This window comes from Paenibacillus sp. Y951 (assembly GCF_056786395.1).
In genome coordinates, this window is record NZ_JBXCIY010000010.1 from 163990 (window position 1) to 179798 (window position 15809).

The 15809-nt window shown below is 40.5% G+C and carries 9 protein-coding genes and 1 rRNA gene; 9 read left to right on the plus strand and 1 reads right to left on the minus strand.

What is annotated here, in order from left to right:
* The first annotated feature begins 158 nt into the window (after positions 1 to 158).
* Both uvrA and AC1TPB_RS15800 read left to right on the plus strand, forming a co-directional pair.
* Positions 159 to 3020: an excinuclease ABC subunit UvrA gene (uvrA, locus tag AC1TPB_RS15795; RefSeq protein ID WP_482077383.1), complete on the plus strand. Its 2862-nt coding sequence runs from the start codon at positions 159 to 161 to the stop codon at positions 3018 to 3020.
* A gap of 213 nt (positions 3021 to 3233) precedes the next feature.
* A complete protein-coding gene (locus AC1TPB_RS15800; protein WP_482064210.1) occupies positions 3234 to 3458 on the plus strand; it encodes a hypothetical protein in 225 nt (74 codons plus the stop codon).
* 59 nt (positions 3459 to 3517) lie between these two features.
* On the opposite strand, the gene AC1TPB_RS15805 is transcribed toward AC1TPB_RS15800, so the two are convergent.
* Positions 3518 to 4486, minus strand: a complete 969-nt coding sequence (locus tag AC1TPB_RS15805; RefSeq protein ID WP_482064209.1) for a sugar phosphate isomerase/epimerase family protein — start codon at positions 4484 to 4486, stop codon at positions 3518 to 3520.
* A gap of 383 nt (positions 4487 to 4869) precedes the next feature.
* Between AC1TPB_RS15805 and AC1TPB_RS15810 the strand changes: the two genes are divergently transcribed.
* The 7 genes from AC1TPB_RS15810 to AC1TPB_RS15840 all read left to right on the plus strand — a co-directional run.
* Positions 4870 to 7386 (plus strand): U32 family peptidase, encoded by a 2517-nt coding sequence (locus AC1TPB_RS15810; RefSeq protein WP_482077384.1) that lies wholly within the window; start codon positions 4870 to 4872, stop codon positions 7384 to 7386.
* A gap of 175 nt (positions 7387 to 7561) precedes the next feature.
* Complete coding sequence (locus tag AC1TPB_RS15815) at positions 7562 to 8770, plus strand: ATP-binding protein (protein ID WP_482077385.1); 1209 nt, start codon at positions 7562 to 7564, stop codon at positions 8768 to 8770.
* Positions 8770 to 9579 carry a PD-(D/E)XK nuclease domain-containing protein gene (locus tag AC1TPB_RS15820; protein WP_482077386.1) on the plus strand — a complete coding sequence of 270 codons (810 nt, stop codon included), beginning with the start codon at positions 8770 to 8772 and terminating at the stop codon, positions 9577 to 9579. The genes AC1TPB_RS15815 and AC1TPB_RS15820 overlap by 1 nt, the downstream gene beginning before the upstream one ends.
* Positions 9580 to 9972: 393 nt before the next feature.
* On the plus strand, positions 9973 to 10686 hold the full coding sequence (gene pcrB, locus AC1TPB_RS15825) for a heptaprenylglyceryl phosphate synthase (protein ID WP_482077387.1): 714 nt from the start codon (positions 9973 to 9975) through the stop codon (positions 10684 to 10686).
* 26 nt (positions 10687 to 10712) lie between these two features.
* The gene (gene pcrA / locus AC1TPB_RS15830) at positions 10713 to 13046 is read left to right on the plus strand and encodes a DNA helicase PcrA (protein ID WP_482077388.1); all 2334 of its coding nucleotides are present in this window, start codon (positions 10713 to 10715) and stop codon (positions 13044 to 13046) included.
* 112 nt (positions 13047 to 13158) lie between these two features.
* On the plus strand, positions 13159 to 15165 hold the full coding sequence (gene ligA, locus AC1TPB_RS15835) for an NAD-dependent DNA ligase LigA (protein ID WP_482077393.1): 2007 nt from the start codon (positions 13159 to 13161) through the stop codon (positions 15163 to 15165).
* Between the two features lie 525 nt (positions 15166 to 15690).
* Positions 15691 to 15809, plus strand: a 16S ribosomal RNA gene (locus AC1TPB_RS15840); the annotation flags it as partial.

Here is a 15809-nt window from a genome sequence, read left to right on the forward strand (position 1 = left end):
CAATAACGTACACTGTGCTACTCGTTTCCGCTGGAGTGCATCTTCTCGATGCTGACAGCTGAATAACTAGAGCTTTCATTGAAAGGTAACTCTAGTTATCCAACTGTGATCACGATGCAAATTTTCATATAGTATGAAAAGTTTTAGGGGGAAATGATGTGGCAATTGACAAAATCGTCGTAAAAGGTGCTCGCGCACATAATTTGAAGAACATTGATGTAACGATTCCTCGAGATAAGTTTGTAGTATTGACTGGTCTAAGTGGATCAGGGAAATCTTCACTCGCATTCGATACGATCTATGCAGAAGGCCAACGTCGCTATGTTGAGTCATTAAGTTCCTACGCAAGACAATTTCTTGGACAGATGGATAAGCCCGATGTTGACTCGATTGAAGGTTTATCTCCTGCAATTTCGATCGATCAGAAGACAACTAGTCGCAACCCACGTTCTACAGTTGGAACGGTAACTGAAATTTATGATTATTTGCGACTATTATTTGCTCGCATCGGCAAACCGCATTGTCCAACGCATGGTATTGAAATTACTGCTCAGACGGTTGAGCAAATGGTCGATCGTATTATGGAGTTTGAGGAACGTACTCGCTTGCAAATATTGGCGCCTATCGTTTCAGGTAGAAAGGGCGAGCATACGAAGCTGCTGGCTGATATGCAAAAGCAAGGTTATGTACGCGTAAGAGTAGATGGTGAAATTAGAGAGCTTACTGAAACAATTGAGCTTGATAAAAATAAGAAGCATAGTATCGAAGTTGTTATTGATCGGATTGTCGTCAAAGCAGATGTCGAATCAAGACTTGCTGATTCATTAGAAACAGCACTTAATCTTGGCGAAGGTAGAGTGCTAGTAGATGTGATGGGTCAAGAGGAATTGCTATTCAGTTCTAACTTAGCTTGTCCTGAATGTGGCTTTAGCATTGAAGAGCTTGCTCCACGTATGTTCTCCTTCAACAGTCCTTATGGAGCTTGTCCTGAATGTGACGGACTAGGCTCAAAAATGATTGTGGATCCTGAGCTACTCATACCTGATTTTTCAAAGTCAATCGCAGAAGGAGCATTTCTAGCATGGGCGGGGAGTACTTCTAATTACTACCCACAATTTTTGAAGTCAGTTTCAGAACATTATAATATTCCACAGGATGTACCGGTAAGTGAGCTCAATAGTGAACAGATGAAGAAATTACTTTATGGAACGAATGGAGAAAAAGTTCGTTTTCTATATGAAAATGATTTCGGAGCTAGAAAAGAAGCATTTGTTCCCTTTGAAGGAGTCGTTCATAACCTTGAACGTCGCTATCGTGATACGGCATCGGAGATGATGCGTGAACATATTGCGGGGTATATGAGTGCTAAGCCGTGTAATTCCTGTAAAGGACAGCGTCTGCGCAAGGAGACATTAGCTGTAACGATTGATAATGTCAATATCGCTTATGTAACGGGCTTATCGATTGGAGATGCGGAGCAATACTTTGCACAGCTACAATTAACAGATAAGGAATTTACAATAGCTAATCTAATTCTGAAGGAGTTAACGAATAGATTAGGTTTCCTCGTTAATGTTGGGCTTAATTATCTTTCACTTGGCCGTGCAGCAGGTACTTTGTCTGGTGGCGAAGCACAGCGTATTCGTTTGGCAACGCAAATCGGCTCTAGTCTCATGGGTGTATTATATATTCTCGATGAGCCAAGTATTGGTCTACATCAACGAGATAATGATCGCCTCATTGAAACTTTAATTCATATGAGAGATCTAGGTAATACGTTGATCGTTGTTGAGCATGATGAAGATACGATGCTGGCCGCGGATTATATTATTGATATTGGTCCAGGAGCGGGTATTCATGGTGGGCAAATTATAGCTCAAGGTACACCAGCTGAAATTATGGCTGACGATAATTCTATTACAGGCCGTTATTTAAGTGGTAAAGATTTTATAGAAGTACCAGTGGAGCGCAGAGCAACAAGTGATCGTTGGATTGAAGTTGTCGGAGCAAAGCAAAATAATTTGCGTAATATTACGGTTAAAATTCCATTAGGAATATTTGCTGCAGTGACGGGAGTATCAGGCTCAGGCAAATCAACGTTTGTGAATGAAATTCTTTATAAAGTACTTGCCCGTGATCTGAATCGTGCGAAAACGCGGCCAGGCGAACATAAAGAGGTTCGTGGTCTAGAGCATATCGAAAAAGTTGTTGAAATAGATCAATCTCCAATTGGGCGAACACCACGCTCTAATCCTGCAACTTATACAGGAGTTTTTGATGATATTCGGGATTTATATGCATCGACGAATGAAGCGAAAGTGCGTGGCTATAAGAAAGGTCGGTTCAGTTTCAATGTGAAGGGCGGTCGCTGTGAAGCTTGTCGTGGCGATGGTATTATCAAAATCGAAATGCATTTCTTGCCAGATGTATACGTTCCGTGCGAGATTTGTAAAGGTAAACGTTATAATCGTGAAACGCTTGAAGTGAAGTATAAAGGGAAAAGTATTGCTGAAGTACTTGGTATGACGATCGAGGATGGTTGTGCGTTCTTTGAAAACATTCCGCGAATTCAACGTAAATTAGTTACTTTGTTTGATGTTGGATTGGGATATATGAAGCTTGGTCAACCTGCGACAACACTTTCTGGTGGTGAAGCACAGCGTGTGAAGCTAGCCGCTGAATTGTATCGTAGAAGTACAGGCAAAACATTATATATTCTGGATGAGCCGACAACGGGATTACATGCGCATGATATTGCGCGATTATTGGATGTATTGCATCGTCTAGTTGATTCAGGAGAATCTGTGCTAGTCATTGAGCATAATCTTGATGTCATTAAGACGGCAGATTATATTATTGATCTTGGTCCTGAGGGTGGTAATGGCGGTGGAATGATCGTTGCAACAGGCACACCTGAAAAAGTTGTGCAGGTGAAAGAATCGTACACAGGCAAATATCTTGCACCAATTCTTGAACGTGATCGACTTCGCTCGCAGCAAAGGCTTGTTAGTCAAAAGTAATAGAAAGTGCTATGCAGGGATAAGATATGTAAGATCAGCTATGATGGGATGCGCTAAATAAGATTAATCCATCATAGCTTACATAATTCAGCTCTAATTGTGAACATTACGTGACAATGCCCCCAACATTTACTATTCACACTTGCTTGTTGGCGGCATACGAGATACGATATATAAATAATAGGACAGCTGTGAATAAAGGGGGTATTCTTCATGTTTTTGGCAACAGAAGTAACAGAAGAGGTAACAAAAGTAGCGATAATTGATCCATTTGATTGGTTCATGCTAGCATTTACAATAGTTATTGGAATTGGGTTTATTCGTTTGCTTAAAGAGAAGAAAAAGAATAAATTTGCCTTAGGTTTTGCAGTTGTTGCTTTAGCGGTATTCCTATTGATTGATGTTATTATGATTTCTCAATGGATAGCTAAGGTTTGATGAAAAAAAGTTCCACCGTTATCGGTGGAACTTTTTTTCATGATCTATAGATGTAACAATTATACCCACCACATATCGCCTAGCGGCTCACGGATAAGTACTTGCTGTAGATTTTCTACTGCTTTGGAGAATCCTTCTTCAACGGACATCAAGCCATCTTCATGCTCGATACTAACAACGTAGTCATAACCTACTAGACGTAGAGCACTCATAATGTCAGCCCAAGTTTTCAGATCATGTCCGAAACCTACGCTGCGGAATTGCCAAGCGCGATCTAGCATATTGGCATAGCTTTGCATATCAGTTAGACCATAACGGTTAACGTTAACAGGATCAATAGTTGTATCTTTGGCATGGAAGTGATGAATCGCACCTTCACGTCCAAGAATATGAATCGCTTGAACAGGGTCAATACCTTGCCACCACATATGGCTTGGATCAAGGTTAGCGCCGATTGCTTTACCAGTTGCTTCACGTAGACGAAGCATTGTTGCAGGGCTATGAACAGAGAAGCCGCCATGTAATTCAAGACCGATATTAACACCAGCGTCAGTAGCTACATTGTTAATGTCAGACCAATAAGGAATAACCTTTTGCTCCCATTGCCATGTTAATATCTCTTGGAAGTCATTTGGCCAAGGAGCTACAGGCCAGTTTGGATATTTTGCATCTTCATGGTCACCAGGGCAGCCAGAGAACGTATTTACAACGGGAACTTCAAGACGATTAGCAAGCTCGATTGTTTTACGAATGACCGCATCATCTGCTTGCGCAAGATGTTTTTGCGGGTGAAGTGGATTGGAATGACAGCTAAGTGCACTAATCATTAGTCCGCGAGATTCCACCGCTTGTTTAAACGCTTTCAATTTACCAGCATCAGCAAGCAATACATCTGGATCACAATGTGCGTTGCCAGGATAACCGCCTGTACCAATTTCAATAGCATCTAGCCCTTTTGCTGCAATATAATCTAAAGCTTCTTCAAATGGTTTTTGCGAGAATAATACCGCGAATACGCCTAATTTCATCTAAAATAACCTCCTAAAATTTTTCGTGGGCATCTTGTTGTACTTCTCGTAAATGAACAATCACTTCGGAAGTATTAACTAATTATGGTTGAAATTTTTTATGATGTGAATCATAAGACTATACTACTATAATGCCTTTAATAGAAGGTAACTTCAAGTGTAATGACAAAATCACATAATAAGTAGACAAATACGTTACAAAGCTTACTTTTTGAATTACCTATTAAAGTAAATATGCCAGTAATGTCTTGTGGAATAAATGGCTAAGCTTTGTTACACTATTAACTAGAAAAAAGATAGATTGGACTAATGCCACTTTTATCATATATCGCATCAAAGATCATCGTAATCCATGAGATTACGATAATGAGAGGACTATAAATATGACTTTAACACGATCGGATATTGAACTATTAGCGCCTGCTGGAGATTGGGATTGTATGCGTGCTGCCGTTGCTAACGGCGCAGATGCGATTTTTTTCGGGGTGGAGAAATTTAATGCACGTGCACGTGCCAACAACTTTAGAAGTGAAGAGCTTCCAGAAATTATGTCCTTCTTGCATACGTACGGGGTGAAGGGCTTTTTGACTTTCAATATTCTTGTATTTGAAGATGAATTAAGAGATGCTCAAAGCTTAATCGAAATGTGTATCGATGCAGGTGTAGATGCTGTTATCGTACAAGATCTAGGTCTTGTTAAGCTCATTCGTGAGCTTTCACCTGATTTCCCAATTCATGGCTCAACACAGATGACTATTACATCGCCAGAAGCAGTGGAATTTACGAAGCCATTCGATTTGGAACGTGTTGTACTTGGTCGCGAAAATAATTTGAAACAAATTAAAACAATCGGTCAACAAGCGAAGCTACCAATGGAAGTATTCGTCCATGGCGCACTTTGTGTATCTTATTCGGGACAATGCTTAACATCTGAAATGTGGGGCGGTCGTTCTGCCAATCGTGGTGAATGTGCGCAAGCTTGTCGTTTGCCCTATGATCTTATCGTTGATGGCGAACAAAAACCAATGGGAGCTGTAGCTTACCTATTATCTCCGAAAGATTTGGCAGCGATCGAAATTGTCCCTGAGTTAATTGAAGCAGGAGTAACTTCTTTCAAAATAGAAGGTCGTTTGAAAACACCTGAGTATGTAGCAAACGTAGTAAGTAAATATCGCAAAGCGATTGATAAATATTTCGATGGAGATTCCTCCAAACCATCCAAAGAAGAAGTTCGTGAGTTACAACAAAGTTTCTCTCGTGGATTTACGCATGGTTTCCTAGATGGTACGAATAATAAGGAACTAGTTGATGGTACTTTCCCGAAAAGTCGTGGTGTATACCTTGGTAAAGTAGAACGCGTCATGCGTGATGCCGTAACCCTTCGTCTTGAAGCTCCACTTAAGCGTGGGGATGGTGTAGTATTTGATGCTGGAGATCCGACGCAGAAAGAAGAAGGCGGACGTGTATATGATGTCCGTCGTCAAGGTGTGAAGTTAGAAGAAGAAGCGCCGGAAGGTATTCTTATTGAGCTTGTTCCTGGTCGTAATGATGTAGATTTACGCAAAGTTCATGTAGGCGATCGCGTTTGGAAAACGAATGATCCTGCACTTGATAGAGCGCTACGTGCTTCATTTGAAACGGATAAGCCTTATCGTGTATTCCCGCTTCATGTTAAAGTAACGGGGGCAGTCGGCGAACCACTACGCACGTGGTGGACAGATGTAGAAAAAGGAACGACTGTAGAAATTGCTTCTGAGCTATTGCTTGAGGAAGCAATGAAACGTCCGATGGATGCTGCACTACTAGAGGAACAGCTAGGGCGTCTAGGTGGTACGGTATATCAGCTCGATCAATTAGAAGTGTTACTGCAAGGTGATCTTATTATTCCGATGCGTGAACTGAATCGTTTGCGTCGTGAAGCTGTAGAGCAATTGGCAGGAGAACGTCCGAAGCCGCCTATCTATATTAAACGTGAAGTGAATGCGCAAGATGATGCATTCGATAATAAAAATCAGCCTAAACCAATGAGTAATGGTCGTGATGCGAAGCTAACTGCATTATGCCGCACATTGGGGCAGGTCGAAGGTGCAATTGCTGCTGATGTAGATTTCATTTATGCTGATTTTGAATTTATTAAGCAGTTCCCAGCAGCGATAGAGTTAGCTCGCAATGCTGGCAAGAAAATCGCATTAGCAACGCCTCGTATTCATATGCCGAACGAGAACGGCTATCATGCGAATATATTGAAGCTAAAGCCAGATGCGGTGCTTGTCCGTAATACAGGTGCGCTATATTATTATTTGCGCGCTAAAATGGCCAATCCAGATGTACCTTTCCCGAAATTGATCGGTGACTTCTCGTTAAACATTGCCAATCATAAAGCAGTTAATCTATTCCTTGAAAGTGGACTAGATGCAGTAACGCCGTCGTATGATTTGAATATTCAACAAATGGTTGATCTGTTGGAGCGTTCCAATACGAGTCAGATTGAAGTCGTTATCCATCAGCATTTGCCGATGTTCCATACGGAGCACTGTGTATATTGTACTTTCTTAAGTGAAGGAACAGACTTTACGAACTGTGGTCGCCCTTGTGAAACATCAAGAGCATCACTACAAGATCGTATTGGCATGAGTCATCCTGTTCGAGTGGATGAAGGCTGTCGTAACACGGTATACAATGCAGTTGAGCAATCTGGTGCAGAATATTTGAAAAACTTTATTGAACTGGGCGTAGAGCAATATCGCGTAGAGTTCTTGGAAGAAGATGCGGATAAGGTGCAAGAGGTAATACAATTGTATCGTGATGCACTTGATGGCAAGATTACGGGCACGCAAGTATGGAGAGGTTTGAAGGCGACGAATCAGCTGGGGGTAACTCGCGGCTCACTTGTGAAGTAACTAATAGCCTCGTGGGTGGGCTCGCGGAAGTAGTAGCAGATTATTGTTATAGGGTTTTATGGTTTTCTCTTTATTAAGGTGTAATATTAATGATTTAGTTGTATAGCCCTCTAAATACTTATGTAATTCTAATTTTAGGTATATACTATAATTAAGTGAGATTTAGGGGGTAATTATGATGGGTTTAAAGTCATATCAAGTATTTATACCGGGCGCTTTCCCAACGTATACGTATGTTTCAAGAAACACGCCGGATTCTTCTTATTCATACGAATTTAGATTAAGTCAATCACTTCATACTATTGGATATTTAACGTCGATTATCGGACCTTCAAAAACGGGGAAAACAGTTCTGTGCGAGAAGGTAATAGGATTAGATAAGATTGTTGATTTGACAGGTAATGATTTTAGATACTCTGAAGATTTTTGGGTAACGGTTGCCAAAAAAGTAGGTTTATCGTTAGAAAGTAATCAGACAGAACATAGTGGTTTTGAAGGAGAAGGGACTACGGGTCTTTTGGAAAAAAGATCAACAGCAATCACTACTTCATTTCGTTCTGGTAAAGATAAAATTATTCAGTATTTTCTTGAAAATGATTTGGTTCTTATCTTAGATGACTTTCATTACGCACCGGAACTTATGCAATTAGAAATGGCTTATCAATTAAAGGATGCCATTCGGAAACAATTCCGCACAATTGTAATATCTTTACCTCACCGAGCAGACGATGCGATTCGAAAGAATCCCGATTTAAGCGGAAGGTTGAATCTCATTAATATTGAACCTTGGCAGTTAGAAGAACTACGCGAAATTGCGATAACAGGTTTTCATTCATTAGGAATGGAAATTGACACGAAATATGCTAATGATATGGCTCTTGAAAGTCTTGCTTCTCCTCAGTTAATGCAATCGATATGTTTGAACCTCGCTATCTTACTAGATATTGATAATAACCGAGAAAATGCCCAAATAAATAGTGAATCTCAGCTCATAGAAGCTTATAAAATGACGACAATTAATCTTTCATATAAAGATGTAGTAAGAAAACTAAAGGCAGGACCTTATACTAGAGGGCAACAGCGGAAAACTTATCGACTTGTTACTGGTGAGGATGCGGATATCTACGAGTTGTTAATTAAGGCGATTGCGCTAGATCCCCCAAAGATTAGCATCTCTATTGATGAAGTGAAGAAGAGAATTGATGAACTTATTAGCAATGCTGAGGATAAGCCTGACAAACCCAAGGTAAAGTCCACGATAGATCAAGTACAATCAATTATGCAGAGTAGTGAGAGTATATACCAGGTCTTCGAGTATAAGGACGAGGAGATTTATATTTTGGAGCCTCATTTTCTATTCTATTTACGATGGGGGTTGCATTAATGGTGGAAAGTATGGTCGAAATGATCGGGACTATAAGTGAGACATCTCAAGCTATACAGACCCAGATTAGTGAAGCGCAACTATTAACTAAATCCGAGAATAACGCAGCGGAGAAATTCGAGACTTGGAGGATTTCAACGAGTAGAGTCCTTCAACATATTTTTTCAAATGCTTCAGTTGCTCGTGAATTTTTGTTGAGAACAGCTAATGGACATTATGATATAGCTATTTCTTATTTAGGGGATTTACAATCCGATGTAAATAAGGGTTTGTTCAAGAAACTTCCATCCTCTAATTCATTGGATTCAGATATAATTGATTCAAGTAGTTTCCATGTGATCATAAGAAGGATACTGCGTAATTTTTATAAGCATATTGAAGAGATGTATCAAAAACCAGTGCATGGCAGAGGGACGCTCCAGCAGGAAGACCTTTCTAAAATATCACTTGGAAATGAGTACGATGTACAGCGCATGTTATATTCCCTTCTTCGCCCTATATTTCCAGAAGCAAGAGTTGAGATTTTTCAAGATAGTGGTTATAAGTCCGTTAGGTACGATATTTACTTAGATAACTATGAAACGATAGTTGAAGTTAAGTGTTCACGACCGAAAATGAGCGAGCGAGAACTGACTGAACAATTAGGATCAGATGCATATCATTACAGTGCGAAATATATTTATTTTTTTATTTATGATAAGGACAAAATTATAGGTAATATTGATGCATTTTGTAAGACTTACAGTAATCAGTTGGAAAAGCACGGGAAAAGTATTGAAACAATTATTATACAACCTTTATTATTGTAGTGACATATATAATCAACTTAGGGTCAAGTCGTGTGTGAGGACTTGACCTTTTCTGTAGCATGCTTAGCTTATACTTTCAAAGTAACTGTTTGCTACTAGGCAGCTTTTCGTAAAGTTAACAAAGGTTATACTAATGCTTTCGAAGCTACTTTTCATTTACGAGTAGAGTACCAAGTAGATAATGAAAAGTTAGGTGTATGCTTACGAAGTAACTTTTTTACTAGGAAGCTTTACATGAAGTCGACAAAAAGTTTTGCTAATGCTTACGAAGCTACTTTTCATCTACGAGTAGAGTATCAAGTAGATAATGAAAAGTTAGGTGTATGCTTACGAAGTAACTTTTTTACTAGGAAGCTTTACATGAAGTCGACAAAAAGTTTTAGGAGGGGAAATGTGGATATTGAATGGTTTTCACAGTGGGAGCATGTTTTTAAGCTTGACCCTGATCGTGCATTAAGCGATGAACAGTTGGAGCTTATTTGTATGTCGGGCACAGATGCGATTATTGTTGGTGGCTCAAGTGGTGTTACTTACGAAAATACGGTAGACTTATTATCTCGCATACGGCGTTACAGTGTGGATTGCGTACTAGAAGTGTCGACGATGGATGGAGCTGTTCCTGGCTTTGACGGCTATTTTGTGCCGTTTGTGCTCAATACGAAGCGAGCGGACTATTTGATGTTGAATCAATTGGAAGGTTTGCAGACGTACGGACATTTTGTACCTTGGCAGATGACAGCTGCTTCTGGATATATTGTGCTCAATGAAGATAGTACTGCCGCTCAAGTATCTGGTGCAGACGCATCCTTATCCACGCAAGAGGTACTTCCTTATGTTTGGATGGCTGATCGCTTGTTACGTTTGCCTCTCCTTTACATCGAATATAGCGGGGCATTTGGCGATATGAGCTTACTAAGACGTATTGCATCGGAAGTTGAACAAGCGCGATTGTTCTATGGTGGCGGGATAGATGGTGCGGAGCGTGCTAGTGAAGCGGCCAAATATGCGCACACTGTAGTTGTAGGCAATATTGTATATAGTAATATAGAAGCAGCATTAACAACGGTACAAGCAGTTAAATCGATAAAGTCGGCGCAATTATTATAAATTATAAAGTTAAAGGAGTGGGATAGATGTTTAGTTCGTTTAGTATCGAAGATGCGGTGCAGAAGCTGAATGATCCGCAACGAGAAGCGGTGAAAGCGACAGAAGGTCCATTGCTTATTATGGCAGGAGCAGGTAGTGGGAAGACTAGAGTTTTAACGCATCGTATCGCCTATCTCATTGAGAAGAATAGAGTTGCTCCTTGGAGTATATTAGCTATTACATTTACGAATAAAGCGGCAAGAGAAATGCAGGAGCGGGTTAGCTCATTAGTTGGAGCATCGGGACGTGATATTTGGGTATCCACCTTCCACTCGATGTGCGTCCGTATTTTGCGAAAGGATATTGATCGAATTGGATTTTCTTCGAACTTCTCGATTCTCGATTCCGCCGATCAATTATCTGTTATTCGTAGCTGTATGAAGGAAGAAAATATCGATGTGAAGAAGGTTGAGCCGAAGTCTGTACAAGCGGCAATAAGCTCAGCGAAAAATGAACTTATTTCTACTGAAGCCTATGAAAACAAGGCAGGAGATTACTTCCAAAACATCGTTGCCAAAATATATAAGATGTATCAGAAGCGGTTAAAGAGCAATAACTCGTTAGATTTCGATGATCTCATCATGAAAACTATTACGTTATTTAAGGAAGAGCCTGAAGCGTTGAAGTTCTACCAGAACAAATTCCGTTATATTCATGTCGATGAATATCAAGATACGAACCGCGCACAATATATGTTATGTCGTATGCTTGCGGATCAGCATCATAATATTTGCGTTGTAGGTGATAGCGATCAGTCGATCTATCGTTGGCGCGGTGCTGATATTTCGAATATTTTGAACTTTGAAGATGATTACCCCGAAGCGAAAACGATTATGCTAGAGCAAAATTATCGTTCTTCTGCCAATATTCTTAATGCAGCCAATGCTGTTATTGCACTCAATAGTGGACGTAAAGCGAAAAACCTATGGACGGATCAAGGTGAAGGTAATAAAATCTCCGTCTATTTTGCCGAAAGTGATCGTGAGGAAGGGTACTTCGTCACCGGAGTCATTCAGAAAAATATGGCTAGCGCTCGTAAATATAGTGATCATGCGATTCTTTATCGTACGAATGCGCAATCGCGTTTAATAGAGGAAACATTAATTAAGTCGGAAATTCCTTATGAAATCGTAGGCGGCGTTAAGTTCTACGATCGTAAAGAAATTAAAGACATTTTGGGATATCTCCGTCTAATTTCTAATCCGGATGATGATATTAGTCTTGTGCGTATTATAAATGTACCGAAGCGTGGTATTGGTGATACAACGGTTGCTAAGCTTGCCGCTGCAGCAGCTGCCCAAGGGACATCCATTTATAAAGTGTTAAGTAATGTTGATCTTGTCGATGTTAAAGGGAAAACGAGAGAACAGCTTATTTCCTTCTATAATATGATATCTAAGCTAAGTGCTGCTGTTGATGAGCTCACTGTAACGGAATTAACGGAGAAAGTTCTCGAAATGTCCGAGTATAAATTAGAGCTGCAACGTGAAAATACAATTGAGTCTACGACCCGAGTCGAAAACATTGAAGAGTTCTTATCTGTAACGATGGATTTTGAACAACGTAATGATGATCGTACACTGGTCTCGTTTCTTACCGATCTTGCTTTGATTGCAGATATTGATTCGATGAACGATGATGAAGAAGAGAAAGAGAAGTCACAAGATACCGTTATTCTAATGACGATGCATAGCGCCAAAGGATTGGAGTTCCCTGTCGTATTTATTGTAGGTATGGAAGAAACGGTATTTCCGCATTCTCGCGCTTTAACAGATAATGAGGAGTTAGAGGAAGAACGTAGACTTGCTTATGTAGGTATTACTCGTGCTGAAGAGCAGTTATATCTGTCTTCTGCTAAGATGAGAACATTGTTTGGTCGAACAGCATTTAATATGCCGTCGCGTTTTCTGAAGGAAATTCCCGAAGATGTGCGTGAGATTGTATCACCTAATGGTGGGAATACTCGTAGTATTGGCGGCGGATATAATAGTGGAGCTCGTACGAGCGCAGGTTCACAGCAATCGGGCTTTGGTTATGGTAGCTCTCGTAGCCAAGGTATAAGTAGTTCGACTGGCGGTAGAAGTACTGTAACGGTAACGTCTGGGCTAGAAGCAGCGAAAAAGGCGGTTTCATCGCAGTCTAGTGAGGGTGGACCAGTTAGCTATAAGTCTGGTGATCGAGTTGCTCATGGTAAATGGGGCGAAGGTACGGTTGTGTCGGTGAAGGGGAAAGATAACGATATGGAGCTACAAATCGCTTTTCCTGCACCGGTAGGTATTAAGAAGTTGCTAGCCAGCTTTGCACCCATTAAGAAAGTATAAAGCAGCATCATATTCATATAGTAAGGAGATGGTATTGCCTATGCGCGATAACCATCTTCTTACGATAAGGAAGCATTCTGATTGCGAATTTGGAGGGGTATATATGTCGATGATACAAGCTCAGAAGCGAATGGAGCTTATAATTGAGACATTGAATAAGCTCAATTATAGTTATTATACGTTGGATGCACCGACAGTAAGTGATGCGGAGTACGATAAGCTATATGATGAATTAGTTGCATTGGAGCAACAGGCAGGAGAGAAGCTGCCGCATTCGCCGACACAGCGCGTGGGTGGAGAAATTTTGTCTGGATTTGAACAGCATAAGCATTTAGCAAAATTATGGAGTTTAGATAAAGCACAAAATCTAGAACAACTACATGCATGGGAGACGAAAACGAAGCGGGCTATTGCTGATTATAATGCCAAAAATCCGGAACAACAGTTACCTGAGCCATCCTATGTCATGGAATTAAAATTCGATGGGCTCTCACTGAACCTTACTTATGATGAAGGAATGCTTGTTCAAGCTTCTACGCGTGGTAATGGAGCGGTAGGAGAAGTGATTCTTGCGCAGGTGAAAACAATTCGCTCGATTCCGCTATCGATACCTTTCACTAACGGCATTATTGAAGTACAGGGTGAAGGGATTATGGCATTATCAAGCTTGGAGAAATACAATGAAACGGCGATTGAACCATTGAAAAATGCGCGTAATGCGGCTGCGGGTGCATTGCGTAATTTGAACCCGGCTGTTACGGCTGAGCGTAACCTAGATGCATACATATATAACATTGGCTATGCAGAAGGGGTTTCCTTTGAGAACCATCGTCAATTACAGCAGTTTATGCAAGAGAATTATTTCAAAGTTAATCCTTATGTATACTATGCATCCGAACTGCGTGAATTAGAGCAAGAGTTAGTTGATCTTGCAGAGCGTCGGAACACACTAGATTTCTTAATTGATGGTGCTGTTATTAAACTGACGGATATGCGTACGCGTGAAGCTCTTGGTTATACGGATAAATTCCCACGATGGGCAGTAGCTTTCAAATTTGAAGCAGAGGAAGCGGAAACCTCTCTACTATCTGTTTCATGGGAAGTTGGACGTACCGGTAAAATAACACCTGTTGCTAAAGTAGAAGCAGTTGAACTTGCTGGCGTAACGGTACAAAACTGTACATTGAACAATAGGGGCGATATCGAGCGGAAAAATCTCAAGCATGCATTAGGTACGCTTGTAGCTATACGCCGCTCTAATGACGTGATTCCTGAAATACTAGGTAAAGTAGGTGAGGAGCAAGGTGAGGAGATCATCTTCCCAACAGCTTGCCCTGCATGTGAATCTTTGCTAGAGCAGCGCGGTGCCCATCTATTTTGTAATAATAAATTAGGGTGTCCGCCACAATTAATCGGTCGCATTACTCATTTTGCCTCGCGTGATGCAATGGATATCGAATCGCTCAGCATTATGACTGCGGAGCAGTTATATATAGATTGCAATGTGAAAGATCCTGCTGATCTGTATCGATTAGCATTCGATGATCTTATCTCATTAGAACGTTTTGGCGAGAAGAAGGCGAATAATCTACTTGAAGCGATTGAAAAATCGAAAGAGCGAGAGCTAGCGTCATTTTTGTACGCACTTGGTATATCCAATACAGGGAAAGCAACTGCGAAAACATTGGCTGAGCATTATCGCAATCTTGAAGCAGTCATGAACGCCACTGTAGATGAGTTAATCCAATTGCAAGACGTCGGTGCAATCGTAGCTGAAAGTATCGTTAGCTTTTTCCAAGATGAAACAGCAAGGCAAAGTATTCTATCCATGATTGCAGCGGGCGTAAAAGCTGAGATGGAGGAATCTGTTACGGTAGCTTCTGAGGATAACCCATTCTTCGGCAAAACGGTCGTCATTACGGGAGCTTTTCCAACGTTAAGTCGTGATGAACTATCTAAGCGTCTTGAAGCATGTGGTGCTAAGGTGACAGGTAGTGTCTCCAAAAAGACTGATATCGTTATTGCTGGAGAAAAAGCGGGTAGTAAACTTACGAAGGCGCAAGATCTAGGTGTTCAAATTATTGACGATGAAGCAGTAGTATTAGAGATGTTAATGTAGTAGTCACGAGTAATAATGAATAGGGAAGCCAGTGGGGAACGGAGATAATATGCTCTATTCTCACTGGCTCTTTCTATATAAAAGCTCATCACAACACCATACAAGCTATTTTACAAAACAAATTCAAATATAATTAAATCAAGATGTAGGGAATTGTTATTCATATTAATAGCATCTTATACTGTTGCTTGTGTATAGCTAGTAATGAGACCATATAAAAAGACAAAATGGTAAAAAATACTTGTTGTAATGTGTTGGAGCGCATGGTATATTATTTCTTGTCGCTTCGGACGGCGTGTCAAAAACGCTTTGAAAACTAAAATTGAAAAGCGCTTGACTTACTTTGAAGAAGATGATAACATAATATCTTGTTACCGCAATGGTAACAGAAAGTTCTTTGAAAACTGAACAAATGGAACACGTCAAATATAACTCGTTTAACGAGTAAAGAACTGCCATCGAATCATTTCACCCCGTGAAATGATTCGATAAAAGCGAAACAAATTGAGCAAGTCAAACAACACCTTAATGGAGAGTTTGATCCTGGCTCAGGACGAACGCTGGCGGCGTGCCTAATACATGCAAGTCGAGCGGAGTTTGAAAGAAGCTTGCTTCTTTCAAACTCAGCGGCGGACGGGTGAGTA

What these genes read in the sequence shown, in the direction of transcription:
- AC1TPB_RS15800 (WP_482064210.1), top strand. Translation starts at nt 3,234, where the DNA reads ATGTTTTTGGCAACAGAAGTAACAGAAGAGGTAACAAAAGTAGCGATA.
- AC1TPB_RS15815 (WP_482077385.1), top strand. Translation starts at nt 7,562, where the DNA reads ATGATGGGTTTAAAGTCATATCAAGTATTTATACCGGGCGCTTTCCCA.
- pcrA (WP_482077388.1), top strand. Translation starts at nt 10,713, where the DNA reads ATGTTTAGTTCGTTTAGTATCGAAGATGCGGTGCAGAAGCTGAATGAT.
- AC1TPB_RS15820 (WP_482077386.1), top strand. Translation starts at nt 8,770, where the DNA reads ATGGTGGAAAGTATGGTCGAAATGATCGGGACTATAAGTGAGACATCT.
- AC1TPB_RS15810 (WP_482077384.1), top strand. Translation starts at nt 4,870, where the DNA reads ATGACTTTAACACGATCGGATATTGAACTATTAGCGCCTGCTGGAGAT.
- AC1TPB_RS15805 (WP_482064209.1), bottom strand. Translation starts at nt 4,486, where the DNA reads ATGAAATTAGGCGTATTCGCGGTATTATTCTCGCAAAAACCATTTGAA.